Here is a 21,645-nt window from a genome sequence, read left to right as displayed (position 1 = left end):
AACTTGTCGTATTGACTAAGAAATACGCGAAACGGGTTGGCTCTATCTCTAAATTTAATTACGCAACAAAGCCGGTCGATAATTAAAAATGGACTGCTTGACAATCCTGAAAGCTTATCTGTTTGGGAACAGCTTCACTCGAAATCAGCCTAATTTCATATAAAAATCAGTACGCTTGTGCTTCTTCATAACTTTGCGACAAACCTTCATGAACGACAGATAACACTCTCAAATAGAAAGTATTTAAAAATGGAGAAGAATGCTCAGTCATTGTTCATTCCTTAAGCAAAGTTTTAAAAGTAAATTTTCGGATTAATTCTTCTGCGGTGAGTGGTCTTGAGTAGTAGTAGCCCTGTACCATGTCGCACCCGACCTCTTCAAGATAACGCCTTTGCTCCTCAGTTTCGACGCCCTCAGCCACAACGGATAACCCCAGATTCTGAGCTAAGTCCACCACAGATTTCACTATCATTTTGTCGTGTATGCTGGTCGCCAAACTCTCAATGAACGATTTATCAATTTTCAAAACCTTTGCGTTAATTCTTTTGAGGTACGATAAAGACGAAAAGCCAGTACCAAAATCGTCGATAGCGATACTGAATCCTACATGTTCTAACTTTTGCAACACGCGCATTGTTTTTTCTGGGTTACTCATCAATACCGACTCTGTCACTTCTAATTCAAATATGGAAGGAGAGAGTCCCTCTTCTGAAATCATACTTATAATGCTCTCAAAGAACTCAGGTTGCTCTAATTGTTGAACGGAGATATTCACAGCCATTCTACCTGGCAACACTCTACCCTCTGATTGCCACTGACGAAATTGCTTACTAGCGGCTTTGATGACCCACTTACCGAGAGGACACATTATCCTATACTTCTCGGCAAGAGGAATAAACTCCCCAGGGTTAATGATACCAAGCTCAGGCTCGTCCCAGCGAAGCAGAACTTCAACCCCTGCAACTTCCGTACTGGCTGTATAAAATTTTGGCTGATAGACTAGATGAAACTGATCTTTATCGTGTATAGCCTGATTTAACCTGCGCGATAACTCCAATTCACGATGATAGTGTGTGCCAATCTGTTCCGTGTAGAAGACAAAGCCCCGATCAGTCGACTTAGCTTCGTACATAGCTAAGTCTGCATGTGAGAGCACATCATGCAATGTTTCACCGTCCAAAGGCCATGTGGCTGCTCCGATACTAACACCCAGAAAAGCTTTTTGTCCTATATTTATCGGGATAGGTCGACTCAGTGCCGCTACCAATTGGGCAGCTAAATGCGCAGTGCTTTCTTGTGTCGCTTTTCGATGAATCACAACAAACTCATCCCCTCCAACTCTAGCTGCTAAATCACCAGACGGAAGTGCGTTTTCAATCCGTCTAGCTACCTCTTTTAGCGCCATATCACCAGCAAGGTGGCCTCTGCTATCATTAAGCTCTTTAAATCGGTTTAAGTCGGCAAACAATATCGTAAAGCAGTTATCTTTAGCTAGTTGAAAGTCCATTATCCTCTTGGCTTCTTCGATAAAGTAGGCCCGATTAGGCAGTTCCGTTAGACTATCAAAATGAGTCAATTTCCGTACGCTGTCTTCCATAGCCCTTTGAACTGTAATGTCTTTTTTTTCTGCAAGATAACAAATAACTTCTCCTATATCGCACATTATCGGAGAAATAACAGCTTCTTCAATATACTCGGGGCCATCTTTATATTTATTGAAAAATACACCCTTCCAAGAACTTCCCGACTGTAATGTGCGATACATATCGCGGTAGCTGTCGACTGGGGTATTGTTTGATTTCAATATTCTTGGGTTCTTGCCAAGAACTTCACATAGGGCATAGCCACTCAGTTCTTCAAATTTTTTATTGGCGTAGATAATGTCCCTGTCAACGTTTGTAATAACAACGGCGTTTGCACTTTGGTTTACGATAGAGAAAAAAAATGACAGTTTTTCTTGTTGAGTCATCACCGAGACACAGTTATTTGGAGTTAGTAGTGACTTGGTACAGTCTTTCTTGAATACATCTAAAAGACTGTAATCTACTGATAGTTTTATGTTTTTATTGATTTTAATCTTTACATCTCCAATATAGTAGAGTGAATAACACACTTTTTTGCTCTTTGAGGTCAGTCAAAAACACTTAATCAACCTAGACCTTTGACTCAGCAACAACAGACTTAAGTCTTTAGCACAGCTTGGTTATTAGTCTAAGTATTTAAGTAAACTTAGTTAATCGATCGTAGGTTGATGACTTTGTCTTTTGGTTTTGAAAAAAAACCTTCTGTTAGTAATATTAACGAGCAAATAGATTGGTCTATATCCGGGGGAGAGGTGTCGATATAGACCAAGGTGCGTCGGATTATTCCAGCTTAAAGTATGTCAATAGTTGTTTAAGCTCTTCGGCAGCACTTGCCATCTCTTGAGTTTGAGATGCCATATGTACACTAGCTTGATTAATTTCTCTTGCTGATAAATTAATCACACTAACATTTTCACTCATTTCATTTGAAACGATGCCTTGCTGTTCAGCGGAAGCGGCAATTTGAGCGACCATATCATTAGCTTCGTTGAGGCTTCCTACCATAGATACTAGTGTGTCTTTTGTATGTTGAGCTGTTTCTACACAGGTGCTAATACTTGCATTATTACTTTCCATGACAGTAAGCACTTCAGAAGTACTAGAGAGTAACTCGTTAATCGTTGATTGAACTTGACTGGTAGAATCTTGAGTTCGGCTTGCAAGATTGCGAACCTCATCGGCAACCACAGCAAAACCACGACCTTGTTCTCCTGCTCGCGCCGCTTCAATCGCGGCATTCAGTGCAAGTAAATTTGTTTGTTCAGACACTTCTTGGATAACTTGCACAACTTGGCCTATATTATCTACACCGCGTTTCAAGGTCGCCATTAACTGTGTTGTTTCATCGATAGAGAGGGAGATTGCCGAAACATCTTCAAGTGTTGTGACCATACTTTGGCTGCTGGCTTGTGCTTGATGCGAGGATTCACTGGTTTTTTCTGAGCTATATTCGGCGTTGATAGCTACATTCTTAATAGTTGCTGACATTTCACTCATTGCCGTTGACATCTGCTCAAGTTGTGAGTTCTGAGATGCTAAACTTTGAGCGGTTTCTTCACTTGAAGAGGCTATGCTTTCCGATAAAAGACTTGCCTTATCGGCTGTACTTTGCGCAGCAATTAAGGTACCTCTAATGGTAGTCTGCATTTGACAAAGGCCTCGGTTTAGCTCTCCAATCTCATCTTCTCGGTTCTGTTGGAAGTTTGTTGTTAAATTGCCACTCGCGATGATCTTGAGGTTTTCAACTAATTGTTCGATTGGTTTTACAATACTATCGCCGATAAAGAAGCTAATAGAAAACAAGATCCCCATAATAATTACTAATAAAACGCTTTGCTGTATGATATTTTTGTGAAAATCTTCTTGGATGTCAGAAATGAATAATCCCGATCCTACAATCCAATCCCATTCTGGAATGTAATACACATATGAAACCTTATCTTTATCTTTTCCTTGCTGATCTCGCCATGTGTAACTCAAAAAACCTGAAGAATTGTTTTTGGCAATACGAGACATTTCGCGCCAATGATAATTACCTTTACTATCTCGAACGTTAGTCATATCTTGGCCAATAGAAGTCAGCCTTTTCGGGTGGATAATTAGTTTGTTTTTTGTATTGGTTACCCAAAAATAGTGGTCATCATCGTATCTGAGGTCTGATAATATTTTTTTTGTTGCTGTTTGAGCGTCTTCTATATTTAGAGACTCATTGGTTCTGAAGTGTTGGACTAAGGATACCGCAGTCTCTACTTGCGCTTGCAGTTTATCATGCCTTTCTTCAAGTCTCTGCTCTTGTTGAATGTAGAGTTCGAATCCTCCCAACAATAACATAAGCATAGCCGCTAGACCGATTGTCATTTGAATTTTGTTTTTTATAGATACATTATTTAACATGTTTAATTATCAAGTATTATTAATATTATCAATAATACTTAATGCCCACTTATAAATAAAGGTTAATTTTGTTAAGTGCGCCGAAGTATTGTCATCTGAGGTGGCTTTGTTGCGTAATTCAATGGAGATAGAGGCACCCCGTTTCGCATGCTTTTTAGTCAATACGACGGCGTTGTTGATCAAATCGGTTTAAAGACCAACGACGCCATATTTGACTCACCGTTAGCTTCGAACAGGCATACCTAGTCCTATGACTTTGTTTATAGCTTTGACATTCGCCATGATTTCTCCCACTTGAGCGTTATAACATCTCAAGCTCAATTTACCGCTGGTTAGTCCTTTATATCGAGACATTGCGGTCTCAGATATTGAGCGATAGTGATAACCCGACTCAGATTTCCACTCCGCTATTGTTCCGTTTTTCAAAGCCTTTACTGCTTCATTTCTGGGATGCCCTTCTTCCCAAAGCGCCGCATTCTTTCGAGGCGGTATCAACGGAGTACTGCCCTTATTTTGCAGGGTCTCATAGCAACTTTTTGTGTCATACGCTCCATCAGCAGATACGGTATCTACCTTTCTACGTAAAGGGTTGAGTAATGTTGGCAGCACTTCGCTATCGCCAACACTTACAAGACTGACTTCTGCACTAATGGCCTCATGAGTTTCTACATCAACGGCTAAGTGCAGTTTGCGCCAAGTTCTGCGTTTTTCGGCGCCGTGCTTTTTCACCTTCCACTCACCTTCGCCAAAGACTTTGAGACCAGTCGAGTCAATAGCGATATGGCGAATAGCTCCTCTGGATTTGTTATGATATTTGACCTGAACTGTCTTCGAGCGTTTGCTGATACACGTGTAGTCAGGGGGCGTCAGTGGAACCTCCAGTAGCTCAAAGATAGAGTCGATAAAACCTTGAAGAGCCCGCAATGGTAGAGAGAATATCCCCTTAATCATCAATGCAGTTTCAATCGCTGTATCAGAGTACTGGAAGCCTCTACCACGCTTACCATGATGGGCTTTGCATCGCCATGCATCTACGGCTGAATCATCTATCCAGAACGTAACCGAGCCCCGTTTGCACAGAGCCTTATTGTACTCCGCCCAGTTAGTTATCTTCTTTTTTGCCTTACCCATGTCACCACCGCTCTAACCATCATAAAGGATCAGATCGCAAGACTCGAAAAAGGTTCAACTGATTTAGGCAACAACGCCTTCCAAGAGTGGAAAATTAAAAGCTTTAGTTCTTAAGAGTACACCGTTAAGTATCAACTAACTGATTCATACCTTTATATCACCTAGTCCGTAGTTAACGTAATGACAAAGTCGCTTAACGTAACGTCCAGTATTGATGGTGCAGATCATGTTCGAATATCAAAGGCTCACACACAATGCAGGACTAGGGAAAATATGAGGGGATCCGTCAGCGTCGCCGGTTCTCTCGCAACTTTGCGGGATTTATTATTTTTAGATATGATAAGATCTTTATACATAATAAAGAGTAATCACAATGAAAAACAAAGGCTTCATTTTAGGTGTTTTCGCTTCAGTAGTACTTGTAGGTTGTGGCGGTGGTTCGTCAGCGGCACCGAGTGCAACAGTAAAAACGTTTAGTGGTAATGGCCTATACGTTAACCCGACTGACTTGACCGTCATGCTTGTTGACTCAAAGCGATCTAAGAACAACCTAATTGTGGGTGACTTCGCGAACAACAGCGTTTACTTTGTTGATAGTGCGACCACGACAGAAACATCGATGACAACTAGAGGTCTATCTTTTACTAGCAACAATGTTTTTGTGAAAGAAAGAATTCAGTTAATGCATGCTAAATTTACAAACAATATTGCAACTCTAACAGCCGTTGTTAGCGGGTCAAACCTTGTTTACTCAATGAATAAAACAACTGACTCATTAGCTCTTGCCCAAATCACCGGTACTCATACCAATACAACAGATGGTAGTACGTGGACGATTAACGCAGATGGTTCATATGTCGTTAATGGCGTTTGTACAATTACAGGTAAATTGGTTCGTAATGGATCTTACTTTAATGCAGATAACGCAAGTGCCGTTTCTTGCTCGCAATCAGCGCTAAATGGCAGTTACAACGGGGTTTTCTTGACGGTTAAGCACAACGGTAAAGATTACATTGCAGGGGTGTTAGGTAATGACACGGGTATTTTGTATGGAAATGCTCCAACGAACTAAATTGGTCATTAACTAGGGCGTGTTGATCTTTGCTGTACATTTCGCGTTCAACAATACATCGGTAGCCACATTAACATGAATGCCAGCGATAACATGCTGGCATAATTCCTTTCTAGCTTGTCATATCTACTTGAAATAGCTCGATAATGTTTAATTCTCCCAAAGGCATTTTCGACCAAGTGACGATACTTGTATAGACACCAATCCATACTGTCTTTGTCTATATCTTGTCCGTAATTGCGTTTAGCAATTACCGTTTCTCCGCCACGTTCCTTAACAAAAGTACGGAAAGGTTCGCTGTCATATCCTTTATCACAAACGATGGTATTAACTTCATCGAGTTGCTCAACTAAGCTTTCGGCATGCACTATATCGTGGCGTTGTCCCTCTGATAAATCAAAGCAAATCGGCAGTCCACTCTCCGAACTCAGAGGGTAGATCTCGCCAAGGAATACCTGTTCTCATTCGATAAAGTATTCCTTCAAATGTCATTCGATGTTCAGTTTTATCGTAAATACGACCTGTACTTTTCATAACTTGGAGTATCAGTTCCCAGCGAACCCTATCAGTTAGCATTGTTCTTGGCATGGTATTGGTTATGGTTTTACTTTTGGCGAAGCAAATTATAACTCTTTACCATGCTGTTCAAAAAACATTCACGAAAGATCAACACGCCCTAGTTTCACTATTAGAAACAATGTTGTAGTTTACAAATTTAGCTCCAGACGCCAAAGCATTTGCCTCTAATGCAGCTAAAGGAAAACCATTGTTACTAACACCAAGTACTATTAGGAGATCGTTTACTTCCCACTCAATATTGAAAAGGTCTACACAAGGGACATCTTTGCATTGAACGATACTGTCTGGTTCATTTATACAACCATGAAGATGTACCGCACTCCCTCCAGCTTTCTCAATTAAGTCATCAATATTTAAAGTGTAATGTAGAAACTCAACTCCTAGTGATTGACAATATGTTTCGAGATACATACATTCGTAATGTGCTCGATTCGGCAAAAATTATTCATATTGATGCCGAATTTTCTTTACAAGAGCCAATACTTCACAAGGTGAAGCTCCTTGGAATGCTTGGTATTCAGGTGTATTTTTAATATCTTCATATGCAGGCAGTTCTGAAGGAACAGAAAGCCCAGCACCTGATAAAATAATCACTTTCATAGTTTGGGTACGTTATTGTCTATCATAATTACCAACTTTCTGGAGTTTCGCGGTATTTTATCAATATAATACAGTCATTGGTAGTAAAGCATTGATACTTGGTTATGCAACAAGAAGATAAGACAACCATAAATCCCCCAATACTTCTAGTTTCAAGTTGCTTTGCGTAACCTAAAACGTAAAAATTAACTCAAACGCCTTAAATTGTTTCTAGCCAGAACTTGCCGATGGTTTTAACTATCTGTGAATCTACTTCGAATTAACTTTAATCTTTATCTCTCCAACAATTTATCCTTATTAAAGAGAAGATTTTATGGCGACAAATTGGCGACAGAATCTCCCGAAAGACAAAGTTATATGTTTTTATACGCAGTTAAACTTTCCATAACCTATTGATATTTATTCTAACACCTTGAAATACAAGACAGTCGTTTAGTTCGGTTAAGTTCTAACTTTTAACTATAAAACAAACTAACGCTCCCCAAACGCGACACTCACGTTGGTATAAATCGGTTTCCATAAATACTGGAATACTGACTTCTCACCGGTTGTAATATCTACCTCGCCCGTCATACCTGGCAAGATAGAAAAGCTCTCAGGATTATCACGGAAATAGGGAACATCCACCGAGACGACGACTTCATAATAGATCTCGCCACGCTCGCTTTGACTTGTGGTCGGTGAAATACTCTCAACCGCCCCTTTTAGCGCCCCAAAGCGGCTGTAATCAAACGCATCAATCTTGATACGAGTCGGCTGCCCTACACTCACAAAACCAATATCTCTTGGCGACAAACGAGCTTTAAAGTCGGCTTTCCCACCAACAGGAACAATTTCAACCACAGTGCCACCCGGCTGAATAACACCTCCGTTCTTTGTACTTGGCAGGCTTTGCACCAAACCTTGTAGCGGCGACACTAACATGGTGTTGGTCAGTTTCGCTTGGCTTGAACGTACTCTGGCGTTCAGGGCTGACAAGTCAGAGACGGCTTTAGAACGATCATCGCTCACTTTAGCTTTCGCCTCGGCCAGAAGCTGTATGATTTTTTGGTCATTACTGTCAGCTTGTCTAATCAATACCGACTTCTTGCCACGAGCTTCTTCAATTTTCTGCTCAATACTGGCCAGTTTTTGACGCATTTCAAGCACACGTAAGCGTGAAATGTTGCCCGATTTATAACCCTTTTCTAGTATATTCAACTCTTGCTTAGTCGCATTCAACTCTTTCTCATAACTCGGCAAGGCCTTTTCTACACTACGAAGCTGCTCTGCAATTTGTTCGCTCTCTTTCTCAAGCACCACACGCTTTTGGAAGTAGAGGGCTTTTTGCGCGTTCAGCTGCGCTTTTTGTTGGCTGACGATCTCTGGGTAATCGACCTCAAACTCAGCAAGGTTAGGCTCACGCTGCTCAAGCAGCGCATTCATACGTTCCACACTGGCTAGAAGCGTCACTTGTTGGGACTTTAGCTCTTCAAGGGCGGTACGCTGGAAAGTGGCATCAAACTCAACAAGCGGCTGGCCTTTCTCAACCAACTGCCCTTCTTTAACGAGAATTTGCTTTAACTTCCCGCCAATCGCGCTTTGTAATACTTGCTTCTCGCCTTCCGGAATCACAGCACCTTTGGCTTTGGCGATTTCATCAACTTGAGTGACTACAGACCAAGTGGCAAAAGCAATAACACATAAGGCAACCGACCATGTGGCCAGCGCCAATGTACGAGCCGTATTTTGTGATTCAACAAGTTCACCGTAGCGCTTGCCCTTCTCGATAGATTGTTTAGTCATTAGCGACTCCTTGCTTAGACTTTGATTGTTCTTGTTGGGCTGCATTTTTTTGAGCAGACGCCTCTTGAGTTGACGGCTGTAGCTCTTGAGATAACGGTTGCTCAGATAACTGCGGTTCTTGAGAAGCTTGAGGCTCTGAAGGCTGTTCCTGCTTCGAAGACTGCTCCGGCTCTAATGGACCGGCATAAACCACTGCACCTTCATTTAATACCACCACTTTATCGGCAAGCTTGATTAAATCCGGATCGTGGGACGTGTAAATCACCGTTGCTTTTCCTTTTTTCGACTGCACAAACTCACCAAATATACGTTTAGCATTTGGGTGAGCATCAGGCACAGGATTATCCATTAAGAACATTGGGTAGTCATAAACCAGCGCTTTTGCATCAATGAGGATCTGCGCGACGCTGCCAGACAACATGTCAAAAAGGCTGTCCGGCTGAATACTGCTGATGGAAGTATCGAGCCCACCTGATAATGTCTCGAACCAACGCTTTCCGCCCACCATTTCAATTGCAGATATCATTTTCTTATCTTCGACTTTGTGACCGTCGTTTAGCCACTCTCGAATACTCAGCGTAAGCAAATCAGGATATGCGGCTCGAATAAAACACCAGTGGCGATAAAGCTGCGGATCGTATTGAACGAGGTTAACGCCTTCAAGCTCGACCATGCCATTTTGGATAGGCTGCAAGCCAGACAGCACTTCAATTAATGTTGATTTACCGCTCCCAGAAGGGCCGGTAATCGCGACAATTTCACCGGCTTCAATATCAAAACTCACACCGTTCAAGGCCGGGCGACTCTGTTTGGGATAGCGCAGTGTCACTTGGTCTAATTTCAAGTTAGGCGCTACCACAGGTAACGGGTGATGCTGGTAACTGAATTCACGCTCAGACGGCTGAGACAAAATACGGTTCACTTGCAGCTTGGATTGATTAAAGCTATTAAAACGCATAGCGCTGTTTGCCAACACCTGAGCTGGGCCAGTCACCTTAGATATCAACATCATTGAAGCAATCAAACCACCGGGCGTCATCACTTGTTCAAAAATAAGTCCTATTCCTAACCCCATCACGGCGAGTGTCGACCCCACACCAATGAAATAGTAAATCGAGGTGTACCGGCTCTGGAGAACCGATTGATTAAAGGTCACTGTTGAAGCAAGAAGATTGGCCTTTTTGAAACGTTGAATCCAGTGCTCTGAGAATCCAGCACTGCGAATAAAGGCAAGCTTGGATGACAGCTCATTAGTCATGTTTTGACGATTCGTACCTGCCACTGTCGATTGCATAGAGCGCTTGCTGCTAGAGCGTATCGAGCGTTTTGCTAGCAAGTAATAAAGGATTAAAGAGACGACTGGAACCAGTACCAACCACCCGCCTAAAACACCTATCGCAAGTACAAAAATAAGAATGAATGGTAGGTCAAATAACGCATTTCCTAATGGCCCCGATAGCACACCTGAAATACGCTCTGACAGCATCACTTGGTTTTGCTGACTAGAAGAAGCTGTTTGGTGATTTTGAGCATAGCTATTACGAAGCAGACGCTGTACGAGGGATTGAGAAATCTCACGACTTACTCGGTTGGAAACTGAAGCAAACACTCGGCTACGTAATGTTCTCAACCAACCCATCATCACAAACAACAACGCTGCGCCAATGGTGATACCTTGCAACTCATGCCCTGCATCACCACCAATCACATGGTCATAAATCGACATCGTGATGAAAGGAACCGCAAGCGCAAATAAGTTAGTGATAAAACTGACTAGCAGCAATTTAGGAATAATGGGGCGAAACGCATGCAGCCGTTCCCCAACCCAATCAGGAGAAGCCTTCTCTAGTGGTGGACCTTCGATAACAATACAAAACTGAGGGACATCAGTAATGTCTTCATTGTCATCAAAAGCAATAAACTGTTTCGATTCTATATGACCAGAGAGCAACTCATGTTCGCCAAGCACCAGCAATACTAATTTATGTTCGCCAACTTCATCTAGGTTGGCAACCAAACGATAAGGTAGTGCAAGCCTGTCGAACAAGGCAAACATATCGTCGATTGATTCAATCCCATTTTCATCGACCCATTGATGTGCGAACAACTGGATATTAGCATTAACTTCCAACTGCTTAAGAACGGAAAGGCTCTCGGTTTCTAAATGGTTCATCACCTCTTGTCGACCGCTGGTATCTGCACGGTTGTTCGTACCTGAAGGGTTACCAATATCTAAACGATTCATACGACGGCCTCCTGATTGCTCTCGCTGTCGACCGTAATAGCTCGACTTTCCACTGTAATGATTCGATTAGCCAATTCGCGAAGCTTCGAATGGTAGCTCACCATCAGTATCGTGCGTCCTGCCGTTACTTCTTCTTCCAACACCTTAGCTAGATTCCCAAGGGCATCTAAATCAAGTGAAGAATCCGGCCTTTCCAACATGATTATGGGTTTATCACTTGCCAATTGAGCCGCGATATTGAGCATTTTCACGTTACCCATACTCAACAAAGAAGCACTCGTATGGCCAATTTGTGTCTCTAGTCCATCGGGTAATCGAGTAATCTCTTTGGTTAAACCCAAACGCTTTGCATAGTCACTGGCGCTTTGCGTTTTCTCAGGGTCAAACCCGCACAAGTTGTCGAGAATAGTACCCGACACCAACTGCCCTTTAACGCCACAGTAGGCCACAATATTGGTTACGGATGCGATTGAAACTGCAGCTCCGTTAATGAAACACTCACCCGCTTTTAGATCATCAATACCTGCAATCGACGACAATAAATGACTGTTGGTGTGGCGACCCTCACTCTCTAACAATATCAACTCACCTTTATTCAGTGTGACATCTGCATGAGATAGTTCACCATATCTTTCAACGGTCGCTTGCTTGATTTCCAACGTCTCAAAGTCAGATAAGTGGTTCTCAACTTGCTCAGAATCTGAAGATTCCGATAATGATAAGTCACTCAATTTTTCTATTGCCTGATTGGCACTGTGTATTGAATTAAGCTTGATTCTAACCCCAACCAGAGCACTTAAAGGTGCGACGGCTCTTCCCGATAAGATAGAACATGCCGCCAATCCACCAGTGGTTAACTGGCCATCCAACACCCACAAACTCCCCGTAATCACCAGTAAAACTGACGTGGCTAATGCAGCAAGCTGAATACACTCTTGGGCGAAGGCGTTCTGTTCTTCTTCTCTCGCTTTAGACTGAGAGCGAACATTATTGAGGGATTTAAACTGATTGAAGATTCGAGACTCAACAGCCTGACGTTTGATTCCTTGAATGGTTTGGCTTAACAAAATCAAAAACGCTTTTCGCTCCTGCTCATCTTGGGAAGCTTCTTCACTTAGACTTTTAACGCGAATAGAAGATAACCAAACAATTCCGAGAGTAATCAGCCAAACTGCCAAAGGTATCGCCACCAGCTCACCGCCGATGTAAGCCACCAAGCCCAAGAAGATCAATGCAAAAGGCAAATCAATAAAGCCTGCAATCACACCGCCGGAATACCAATCTTTGACTTTTGATACTGAGCCCAGCCCCTCTTCCACGCCGCCAACACCAATGTGGCGAAGATGGCCTGATGAAGCCGTTGTTACTCTTTCAACCAAGGTTTGATAGGTCGCTTTCTCGGTATTGCTGGCCGCGGCTGACAAAAGCCAAGTACGCACAAACCGGATCAATGCTTCCATGGCAACAGCCAACGCTGCACCCGCCAACAACAGAGTGGCAGTACCGTAACTTTGGTTAGGTAAAATACGATCGTAAATTTGTAAAACCGTTAACGGAACGGCGAGAGAGAGAAGATTTATGAGTAAAGAAGGCAGTAGGACTTTCCCCACCACCCCTTTGTTTTTCATTGAACTTACGGGCATACACAATCCTTATCCATGCTTATGAAATAAGATTGGTACACCATGTTCAGTATTGCAAGGTAACGGACTGATTTAACGTGTTTTTCAATATAAATATGACACAGATCTTTTTACACAAATCTGTGGCTAAACCCGTACCTTAAAAACGCTCCTTACAAACAATTGTCGTAATCCGTTATCGCCTGCTTTAACTTTGAAAAGTCTGAGTTACATAAATACGGTTTCAGCGCTTCAAATTTATCTGAGGGCCACTCGTATATTTTGAATGAAATGAGCTCGTCAATAACGAACTCATCAAAGCGGTATCTGACGACTTTAGCTGGAGAACCACCGACAATGCTGTATGGAGCGACGTCTTTAGTCACCACACTATTCGCTGCAACTACAGCGCCTTCGCCAATCGTCACACCGGGCATCACCATCGCTCTCATGCCTAACCAAACCCCATCTTCAATGTGAGTATCGCTTTTGCCAATGTAGGCGTCGTCGATAACATCCATAAATGGATACAGTGAAAACCAATCAACTCTGTGTGTATGGTTGCCGCCCATTAAAATCACAACCTCTGCGCCAATACAGACATAATCACCGATATAGAGTTCGTCGATTTCCCATCGAGGCTCCCACTGGCGGCTGACTTCATCGCCGTGTAAATAACGCACTACCGATTGTTCAAAACCGTTATCCCAGCAATCGCTGTAATAACTGTGTTGACCTTTTACGTGAATATTGGGGTTGGTTACGACTTCATGCAGCAACTCGAATTTGGACCAATGCTTCTTTTGCATTTTTACCTCTGAATGATCTATTTAGTTTTATTCGTTTCAATATCAAAGTGTTCGACGATGCAAATCCAAGGTGCACAAACTAACGGCCCACAAACACAGGGTTCACAGGGACGAATAGTGAGTATCGCGCTTAAATCATAGCAAAGTCGCTAAAACTAAAGAGGCGTCAGTGGATTCGAGGTTGCTTAAGAAGAGGAAGTAATTTCACAGTTTGCTCAGTTTGTTATCGATAACTTGGTTGGATAATTTACAGGCGTAGTGTAACTGTTTAGTCGCGCCAATTTGACAGGAAGATGTGATTAATAAGGTTTCAAATTTCGTTTCGTGGAATACGGAATGAACAAGAGCCTGCGCGATTACACAGGCTCAAACTTAGACTCAGCTATAAACTTCAGATCTCGCTTGGAGCTGGGCTCAGCGACTACATGCGTGCAAGCTGTACTTTTCTGTCTTTATTCACCACGCAGAAGTTGCCGCGCTTAGTGCGACACTTAGAGCATCGTTCGCATTCAACAGGGCTTCTATCCCCTTCTTTCCAACGCTTAACTAAATGCGGTTCAGAAAGCAGCGGTCTTGAAAGCGCGAAGTATTCAATGCCAGTGCTGTTTGCAATCGCTTCGATAGCATCAAAATCTGTCAGGCCGCCAACCGTGATAACCGGGATATTAACGTCTTGGCTGATCGCGTGACCATATTCGTGGAAGTAGCCTTCAGCTTGAATGGTAAAACCATCGTTCGACTCGCCAATCATAGTGTCTGCTTTGCCATGAATATTACCTGACACGACAATGCCATCCACGCCCACTTGTTCAAGCTTTTTACACACAATACGCGTTTCGTCGAAGGTCACGCCACCTTCAAAAAACTCCGAAGCCGTAAGCTTAACCAAGATAGGGAAATCATCACCCACCAACTTACGCGTCGCGGTATAGATCTCTAACAAAAACCTCATGCGGTTTTCTAAGTTACCGCCGTACTCATCTTCACGTTGGTTGTAGTAAGGGCTTAAGAACTGATTAATCAGGTAAGTGTGAGCAGCATGAATTTCAACGCCATCAAAGCCTGATTTTTGTGCTCTCAAAGACGCTTGAGCAAACGCATCAACAATGTAGTCGATCTCGTCTTTGGTCATCGCTTTGCCTAGTGTTTGAGTGCCTTTTTCTGGAACCTCACTTGGTGCGTAGATCACTCGTTCGCCAAGATCATGCGTGGTTTTGGTGCCACCATAAGCCAATTGCATCACGATTTTACAGTCGTTGTCGTGCACCAGTTGAGTCAGCTTCTGATACTCTTCAATGAATGAGTCGTTATACATACCCATCATGCCCGCATTCGGCTTTTCTTCTTCAACGATGTTCGCGTACCCCGTCACGATCAGGCCGACTTCACCTTGAGCCAACTCTTCATAGATAGCGTACAGTTTATCTGTCATATGCCCATCTTCGGTAGCCATATTTTCCCACGTTGCACTTCTCATAAAGCGGTTCTTTAGTGTCATCTTGCCAATGTGGGTTTCTGTAAACAAAGTGCTCAAGTCTTATCCTCATTAAATCTTTATTATGTTTGCCCATTTTAAAAGACAAAAGAGAAGCACTTCTTATTCACAAAGTGACTCTCTTTTGTCCATTACTGAATGGGCGTTGATTTATGCGGATAGTACAGAGAATAAGGCGAGGAAAACTTAATCTAGATTAAGAGAGCAGTACTCTCACATGAGAAAGAGATAGAAAGCAGCAGAAAGAGATAAAAAAGATTGGGAAATAAAATAAAAGAAAGTCGCTCAGTTTTAATAAGCGACTTTGTTCAATTTAATCTGGACTAAGTCAATGGTTCTTACGAGAGGTGTCCACCTGCGAATTGCTACCTGCTAACAGCTATTTAAACTCATAGGTGTAAGATGCACCAACACTGTTGTTCTCTCCAAAATCATCCTCAGCAAAAATTGTGAAGAAATTGAATGATTGAGCATCACTCAATTTATAACTCGCACCAACGCCAGTCCAATAGCCAGAGTAATCGTCAGAACCCATTGAACCACCACCAAAGCCCATGATAGACCATTCATCGGTTATCGTTTTTAAGCCAAACGCTCCGATATAACCACCATGTGTCGAGCTCGGCATCAATACATAATCAGAACCCACATTCTCATCATCGAATACGGCTACTTCACCATCGTTGTAGCTGTAACCAGCCATTGGGAAGATTTGCCAACCGAACGGCTCAATATCGAAATAGCTCAGTGGTATAAATGTGCCAATACTGTAGTTGTTCTTATAAGCATCGTTGTCGTATTCTGAACGGCTAAAGTTGAAGTTGACGATACCCATCGGCAACAGCCATGAACCGCCTAATCGCCACTCTTCGCCGTCCGCATTGACACGAGCGTTGATCATTCGCGCTTCATCTAAACCGATAGAGCCTGAGAACTGCAAATCTTCGTTATAAGCAACGCCCGCTTTGGTCACGATTTTAGTCGGGTCGTCAGGGTGCTTCTCTTCAGCAAAAGCCCCCATCGACCCGAACGTTGCAGCAGCAACAAGTAATAAAGTACGTAATGTCATTAGAAGGTCGCACTAACGCCAACAAAGTGGATACGGCCATCGAAAGAACCATTGAGCAAGTTGCGCCCTGTAGGTCCATCACGATTCATCTCAACCGAACCTAAGTCCGCGTATTCGTAGAACACATCGATCAAGATATCATCCCAATACGTTGAAGCACCTACAGAGTAGCGGTACTGTTCGCCTACAGGGAGGTCAACCCATTGCATTGACGGATCGTCTTGTGGTGATGTTTCGTAAGAGAAGCCAGCTTTTAGACGCCAATCTGAGTTAAGTTGATAATCAGCACCAACCGCAAATTTCCAAACATCATCCCAATCACGTTGTAGAGTTTGACTAATTGGGAAGTCCCCATTTTCGTTGGTACCTAGGTCCAAAACAGTATTGTCCCATTGGCTCCAACGATGAAACTGGATGCTTGCCAATAAATCTAATTGAGAATTCAATGCATAGCTTGCACTGACATCAACGAGTTCAGGTACATCAATACCAGTATTCAATGAACGTTGACCGCCAGTAAAGACATTCACATCATTGTTGAATTCGTGCTCTAGTTTCGAGCGGTAACTCGCACCCAGTTTTAACTTCTCTGTTGGTGTGTACATAACACCAAGGTTATAACCATAAGCCCAGTCAGTATCTTGCTTGGCTATAAAAAGAGAAGATGACTGTTGTAATGCAGCCCAACTCAATTGAATACCTGCGCCAACAGACCATTGGTCATTCAGCTTATAACTCAGTGATGGATTCACTTGCATTGCGGTCAGAGTAATTTCTTCTAGAAGGGCTGCACCTGCCCAATCGCTACCGTAATCAAGGCTTGAGCCACCGACAGCGCCAAGTGCTATACCAAGGTGCAGTTGTTCTGTTACTTGATGCGCGTGGAAAGCACCAAATGAAGGCAACACTGAATGGCCTTTACCATCACCGCTAGAGTCTTGGTTGTCTTGATATTTCATCTCAAGGTCAAACGCCATGGTATTGATAGTCGTTTTGCTTTCGCCCATGTGAGACATGGTTGCTGGGTTGGTCCACATCGCAGCAGCTGAACGAGAGTAAACACCGTCACCTGCGCCAGTTGTACCGGCATTGGCGACGACAGCTTCTTGTAAAAATAGACCACTTGCGAAAGCATTTAAACTTGTAAAAATTGCGGTGGCAGCTAGCGAGTAAGTAAAAGTTTTGTTCATCAGATTGCTCATTTAGCCTTAGACATTAAATTGATCTAAGATTACCGCAAAGCCCTATAAACAATGGGAATACCCGTTATTACTTTACAAGCGCTATTTGAACCTTCTAGCGACGTATGGACGCGGCTTGTCTCGATGAATTTCACGTTGAGCAGCAATTGCTCTGTTCTTACCTAACCCTACCTTTATTTGATACCAAGTCTCGTAAAATAAGGCGAACCCAGGACTGGACCACCAAGTCTTGTTGTAGAGTTTCTTATTAGCAGCGACAACATCTGGCGACCGATTCGCGCACTCAAGTGCCAACGCATAGGCTTCAGCGTAAGGGTCTTCAGCAATCTTGGTCACCAATCCATATTCTTTCGCGGTTTCACAGTCGATCACTTTGGCCGTCATTGCCATTTCTAGGGTGTGATCTTTACGCATCAGCTCTCTAAATGCGATAGCGCCTCCCATGTCAGGAATCAACCCCCACTTCGCTTCCAATATCGAGAAGTTCGCATCTGGGCTAGCGATTCTAAAATCACCACCACTGGCTAATTGAAGCCCACCTCCCCAACAACGCCCGTGAATCGCAAAAATGACAGGGCAAGGGATCTCTCGCCAACCAATAGAAAAATACTGAGCCGCATTTGGCAACGTCGGCAACCATTTGAACAAAAGCTTCATCGCTCCAACTTTACTGTTCAATAACGATTTAACATCGAGCCCTGAACAAAAATCCGTACCATTACCTTTCACTATCACAGCGCGAATCTCGTTATTCTTTTTGAGTTCTCTGATCATATTATTGACGCCTTCAAACATTGCCATATCAATAGCGTTGAGCTTATCGGGTCTATTCAGCACAACGGTGGCAATTTGGTTTTCATCAATGGAACAAGTGATACGATCGAGGTTTGGCATGGTGGCTACCTTATTGGTGGTCAGACCTTTAGATTATACATTTTATTAACATATGCCAAACTTGCACATTAAGAAGCGAGACCTGTGTTGCTTAACACCTCCCCCTTACACAAACGACATCAATAAAAAAGCAGTGATGGTTCGCTCCATTCACTGCTTTTCATTCGTAGCTTTTATTGCCAATAGCTTTGAATACCAGTAGCTTTGATAATCAAGGGATCTCAGTTTTGGGAGAACCTATGTTCTTCGAGATTTCAATAACAAGAAGATGAAGTAGCTGCCACCAATAATTGAAACTAACGTACCTGCTGCAAGCTGCGCTGGGAACACCACCACTTGCCCTAACCAGTCTGCAAATAGCATCAATGCTGCACCAATCAAAAACGACAAGATGATCTGCTCTCGCACCAACCGAGCCCCCATCATTGCAGCGATATGCGGAGCTAACAAGCCGACAAACGCGACAGGCCCCATGGTGGTTGTCACGACCGAACATAAGATCGCAACAATACACAACAGCGCCACGTAGGCGAGATTGGTATTCAACCCTCTGGCACTCGCGAACTGTCGGCCAGTAGCAATTAAGGTCACCCAACGACTCAATAGCAAAGCAGCCCCGATAGAAGCCGTTATCACCATGGTCATAATCATTGCCGACTCAGGTTCAACACGATAGGTAGACCCCGCTAACCAAGCCAATAAAGTGTATTTCCCCTCACCCACTCGCGTTAGAGAGAATTGCACCAAAGCTTCCAAAACTGCGGTTAATGAGATACCTGTGAGAATCAAGATCGAAGGTGCAAACTGATGCTTCTTGCCAAGGAATAGCAATAAACACAGTGCAATCGCACTACCCAAAAATGCAATCCAAGGGCTCAATGAGTGAATCGAATAACCCATGAATAAGCTACTGAAAATCAACGCCAGAACCGCACCGGCTGACACACCAAGAATGTCTGGGCTTGCGAGCGGGTTGTAGACCAATCTTTGTAAAATCACACCAGCAACCGCCAAACCGCCACCAGCGAATATCGCCGTTAACATTCTCGGCCAACGAATCGACCATTCAAATGCGTCTGGGATAACAAAATAGCCCATATCAGAAGAAGGCTGTGAGAGCGTACTCAACGCCAACAACCCGAAAAGCATTGTGCCCAACAAGAAGTAAGCCAGAGGTGAAATAAGCTTTGTTCCTTTAGGCATCGAGAAAAACAGCTGATCTTGAGCCGATAATTGCTTTCTCGCAATAATGATCAACGCTGGAGCGCCAATGACCGCGGTTGCCGTCCCTGTTGGAATCATATCCAAAGACCATTGTGCCAAGAAGATCGCTAAACTGTCAGTGACGCAAAGCAGTAACGCACCTAATACACAGCTTGCGACGAGTTCAGATTTGGCCTTTAAGAAGCCTAAATGCCTAGCGATGTTCGGGGCAATCAAGCCGATAAAACTGATCACACCCACTGAGGTAATCGACACAGAGACCAACCAAACGCCAACCGCCATCAATACAAAGAATGTTGCGCCAATATTGAGCCCGCGTGCTGCTGCCCCTTCAGTGCCAATCGAAAGTAAAGTCAGGACTCTTGGCGCCAATAAGAAGATGGCGATGATCGGCAGTAGCTTAGGCATTAACCAAAGTACTTGTTCCCAACCGTTCTGTCCTAGATCACCCGCTCCCCATACAAACAAGTTCTGTGCGTACTGGTCGTTAAGCAGGATAATTGCTGTCGCAAATGCCCCTAGTAACAAGTTGACCGCCATGCCCGCCAAAACAATTGGCAAGCCGCTCATGTTTTTGATTCCGACAATCGAAACAATCAACCCCATCGCCAGCAGTGCACCGATCAGAGCGAACCAAACTGAATACTGAGCGACCAACATCGGCGCAACCACATTCAGAATAACCAGACCAAGCCATGCTCCTGACGATGTACCTAAGGTTAGCGGCGACATCATGCGATTTTGTGTCAGTTGTTGAAACAGGCTACCTATGGTGCCGAGTGTTCCGCCAACCAAGATCGCCATGACCAAGCGAGGCAAGTTGACATAGATTAACGCCATCAACTCGAATGAATCATCAACCATTGAGTTGAATGCCGCGCTGTCACTGATCAGTGAAACTTGCTGGAGCAGCTCACCGATAGGGCCAAATTCAGATTGCCCTAACCATAAATGAACAAGGGAAGCGAAAAACAGCACTGCCCCCATCACCAAACCACTGGATTTCATTACTACTCCGCTAACGTCAACAGCGATTGCGCCATAGCTTCTGCGTTATACAAAATCGACATGGCACCGCCGTAACTCCAACTTGCCGCTACTGGGCTAAATTGACCATTACGAACAAAAGGCATGCTCTTCCAAACCGGAGAACGGTCTAGTTTGTCTTGATATGGGAAAGGTTCAAAGTAAAGTGCAATGCCCTTCTTTACGTTCTTAAGCTCTGTCATTCGTTTTTGACTGATGCCCCACTGACTCGCAGGAAGATCCATCGCATTTTCAAAACCTAACTGTTCAAGCGCATATTGTGGAATAGAGTTATCGCCGTAAATGAACACCGATGTGGTGCTCGCAAAACGGAAAGAGGTCACTTTCGGTTTGTCGCCCGGATACGCTTTATCCAGTTCAGCCTTAAGGACAGCGATACGCTCATCCATTGCGGCCAGCTTTTGGTTCGCTTGTTCTTCTTTACCAAGCAACTGTCCGATCTTCTTGAAGTTCTCGATAGCAGCCGCTGCATTGCTGTGTTGTTCACTGTACGTTTGGTAGTAAAGCACGGGCGCAATTTCAGATAGTCGCTCCTGAAGATCTTTCTGAGGCGAAGCGATGAGAATCACATCAGGATTTAGCTTCTTCAAAGCAGAAAAATTGGGCTCAGTTCGAGTGCCAATGTCCGCCACGCCTTCTGGAATGGCAGGTTGAACAACCCAATCGGTATAACCTGCAATATCAGGGACCGCGACTGGCGTAACACCGAGTTCAATCACTTGTTCGGCTATGTCCCAGTTCAGCGCCGCCACTCTAACAGGCTGAGCTTCAAGGGTTTTAACGCCCTCGCTATCTTCAACTTGGTAATCAGCCATCGCATTAAACGATAAAGCGCTCGCTAACCCTATCTGGCAGGGTAGTTGTCACTGTTAAAATTTAACCAGTTTGGGCGAT

At 43.6% G+C, this 21,645-nt stretch carries 15 protein-coding genes and 1 pseudogene; 1 reads left to right on the top strand and 15 read right to left on the bottom strand.

The window, feature by feature from the left end:
- Positions 1–274: 274 nt before the first annotated feature.
- From AB6E08_RS18505 to AB6E08_RS18495, 3 genes are all read right to left on the bottom strand, one after another.
- Positions 275–2,113 carry an EAL domain-containing protein gene (locus AB6E08_RS18505; RefSeq protein ID WP_017099454.1) on the bottom strand — a complete coding sequence of 613 codons (1,839 nt, stop codon included), beginning with the start codon at positions 2,111–2,113 and terminating at the stop codon, positions 275–277.
- Positions 2,114–2,363: 250 nt separating this feature from the next.
- Entirely contained in the window at positions 2,364–3,977 is a 1,614-nt protein-coding gene (locus AB6E08_RS18500) for a methyl-accepting chemotaxis protein (protein ID WP_017099453.1), read from the bottom strand.
- Positions 3,978–4,199: 222 nt separating this feature from the next.
- Positions 4,200–5,108 (bottom strand): IS5 family transposase, encoded by a 909-nt coding sequence (locus AB6E08_RS18495; protein ID WP_065679953.1) that lies wholly within the window; start codon positions 5,106–5,108, stop codon positions 4,200–4,202.
- 373 nt (positions 5,109–5,481) lie between these two features.
- On the opposite strand from AB6E08_RS18495, the gene AB6E08_RS18490 reads away from it, so the two are divergent.
- Complete coding sequence (locus AB6E08_RS18490; protein WP_017100276.1) at positions 5,482–6,180, top strand: hypothetical protein; 699 nt, start codon at positions 5,482–5,484, stop codon at positions 6,178–6,180.
- 47 nt (positions 6,181–6,227) lie between these two features.
- Here the strand turns inward: AB6E08_RS18490 and AB6E08_RS18485 are convergent.
- The 12 genes and pseudogenes from AB6E08_RS18485 to AB6E08_RS18430 form a co-directional block, all read right to left on the bottom strand.
- A pseudogene (locus tag AB6E08_RS18485) lies at positions 6,228–6,768 on the bottom strand (transposase).
- A 432-nt stretch (positions 6,769–7,200) separates the two neighbouring features.
- The gene (locus AB6E08_RS18480; protein ID WP_017101689.1) at positions 7,201–7,359 is read right to left on the bottom strand and encodes a hypothetical protein; all 159 of its coding nucleotides are present in this window, start codon (positions 7,357–7,359) and stop codon (positions 7,201–7,203) included.
- Positions 7,360–7,830: 471 nt separating this feature from the next.
- A complete protein-coding gene (locus AB6E08_RS18475) occupies positions 7,831–9,144 on the bottom strand; it encodes an HlyD family type I secretion periplasmic adaptor subunit (RefSeq protein WP_017098437.1) in 1,314 nt (437 codons plus the stop codon).
- Entirely contained in the window at positions 9,137–11,389 is a 2,253-nt protein-coding gene (locus tag AB6E08_RS18470; RefSeq protein WP_372066976.1) for an ABC transporter transmembrane domain-containing protein, read from the bottom strand. Before AB6E08_RS18470 ends, AB6E08_RS18475 begins: the two co-directional genes overlap by 8 nt.
- Positions 11,386–13,032 (bottom strand): ABC transporter transmembrane domain-containing protein, encoded by a 1,647-nt coding sequence (locus AB6E08_RS18465; protein ID WP_372032218.1) that lies wholly within the window; start codon positions 13,030–13,032, stop codon positions 11,386–11,388. The genes AB6E08_RS18470 and AB6E08_RS18465 overlap by 4 nt, the downstream gene beginning before the upstream one ends.
- Positions 13,033–13,184: 152 nt before the next feature.
- Positions 13,185–13,820 (bottom strand): CatB-related O-acetyltransferase, encoded by a 636-nt coding sequence (locus AB6E08_RS18460; RefSeq protein ID WP_102554616.1) that lies wholly within the window; start codon positions 13,818–13,820, stop codon positions 13,185–13,187.
- Positions 13,821–14,241: 421 nt separating this feature from the next.
- Entirely contained in the window at positions 14,242–15,354 is a 1,113-nt protein-coding gene (locus AB6E08_RS18455) for an NADH:flavin oxidoreductase (RefSeq protein WP_371708136.1), read from the bottom strand.
- A gap of 340 nt (positions 15,355–15,694) precedes the next feature.
- Positions 15,695–16,384, bottom strand: coding sequence for a hypothetical protein (locus AB6E08_RS18450; protein ID WP_017098442.1), 690 nt, complete (start codon positions 16,382–16,384; stop codon positions 15,695–15,697).
- Positions 16,384–17,574 (bottom strand): OmpP1/FadL family transporter, encoded by a 1,191-nt coding sequence (locus AB6E08_RS18445; protein WP_372066972.1) that lies wholly within the window; start codon positions 17,572–17,574, stop codon positions 16,384–16,386. Before AB6E08_RS18445 ends, AB6E08_RS18450 begins: the two co-directional genes overlap by 1 nt.
- A 93-nt stretch (positions 17,575–17,667) precedes the next feature.
- Positions 17,668–18,480, bottom strand: coding sequence for a crotonase/enoyl-CoA hydratase family protein (locus tag AB6E08_RS18440; protein ID WP_372066969.1), 813 nt, complete (start codon positions 18,478–18,480; stop codon positions 17,668–17,670).
- 237 nt (positions 18,481–18,717) lie between these two features.
- Positions 18,718–20,712, bottom strand: a complete 1,995-nt coding sequence (fhuB, locus tag AB6E08_RS18435) for a Fe(3+)-hydroxamate ABC transporter permease FhuB (protein ID WP_372066966.1) — start codon at positions 20,710–20,712, stop codon at positions 18,718–18,720.
- Between the two features lie 2 nt (positions 20,713–20,714).
- Positions 20,715–21,599 carry an iron-siderophore ABC transporter substrate-binding protein gene (locus AB6E08_RS18430; RefSeq protein WP_372066980.1) on the bottom strand — a complete coding sequence of 295 codons (885 nt, stop codon included), beginning with the start codon at positions 21,597–21,599 and terminating at the stop codon, positions 20,715–20,717.
- Positions 21,600–21,645: the final 46 nt, after the last annotated feature.

Origin of the sequence: Vibrio sp. 10N.247.310.24 (genome assembly GCF_041467175.1) — a bacterium.
Classification (GTDB): domain Bacteria; phylum Pseudomonadota; class Gammaproteobacteria; order Enterobacterales; family Vibrionaceae; genus Vibrio; species Vibrio tasmaniensis_A.
The sequence above is the reverse complement of the archived record's forward strand: the minus strand, read 5'-3'. Positions and strand labels throughout refer to the sequence as shown.

Excerpts from the sequence above, each read along its gene's own strand:
- AB6E08_RS18500 (WP_017099453.1), bottom strand. The coding sequence starts at position 3,977 with ATGTTAAATAATGTATCTATAAAAAACAAAATTCAAATGACAATCGGT.
- AB6E08_RS18495 (WP_065679953.1), bottom strand. The coding sequence starts at position 5,108 with ATGGGTAAGGCAAAAAAGAAGATAACTAACTGGGCGGAGTACAATAAG.
- AB6E08_RS18490 (WP_017100276.1), top strand. The coding sequence starts at position 5,482 with ATGAAAAACAAAGGCTTCATTTTAGGTGTTTTCGCTTCAGTAGTACTT.
- AB6E08_RS18480 (WP_017101689.1), bottom strand. The coding sequence starts at position 7,359 with ATGAAAGTGATTATTTTATCAGGTGCTGGGCTTTCTGTTCCTTCAGAA.
- AB6E08_RS18475 (WP_017098437.1), bottom strand. The coding sequence starts at position 9,144 with ATGACTAAACAATCTATCGAGAAGGGCAAGCGCTACGGTGAACTTGTT.
- AB6E08_RS18470 (WP_372066976.1), bottom strand. The coding sequence starts at position 11,389 with ATGAATCGTTTAGATATTGGTAACCCTTCAGGTACGAACAACCGTGCA.
- AB6E08_RS18465 (WP_372032218.1), bottom strand. The coding sequence starts at position 13,032 with ATGCCCGTAAGTTCAATGAAAAACAAAGGGGTGGTGGGGAAAGTCCTA.
- AB6E08_RS18460 (WP_102554616.1), bottom strand. The coding sequence starts at position 13,820 with ATGCAAAAGAAGCATTGGTCCAAATTCGAGTTGCTGCATGAAGTCGTA.
- AB6E08_RS18450 (WP_017098442.1), bottom strand. The coding sequence starts at position 16,384 with ATGACATTACGTACTTTATTACTTGTTGCTGCTGCAACGTTCGGGTCG.
- AB6E08_RS18445 (WP_372066972.1), bottom strand. The coding sequence starts at position 17,574 with ATGAACAAAACTTTTACTTACTCGCTAGCTGCCACCGCAATTTTTACA.
- AB6E08_RS18440 (WP_372066969.1), bottom strand. The coding sequence starts at position 18,480 with ATGCCAAACCTCGATCGTATCACTTGTTCCATTGATGAAAACCAAATT.
- fhuB (WP_372066966.1), bottom strand. The coding sequence starts at position 20,712 with ATGAAATCCAGTGGTTTGGTGATGGGGGCAGTGCTGTTTTTCGCTTCC.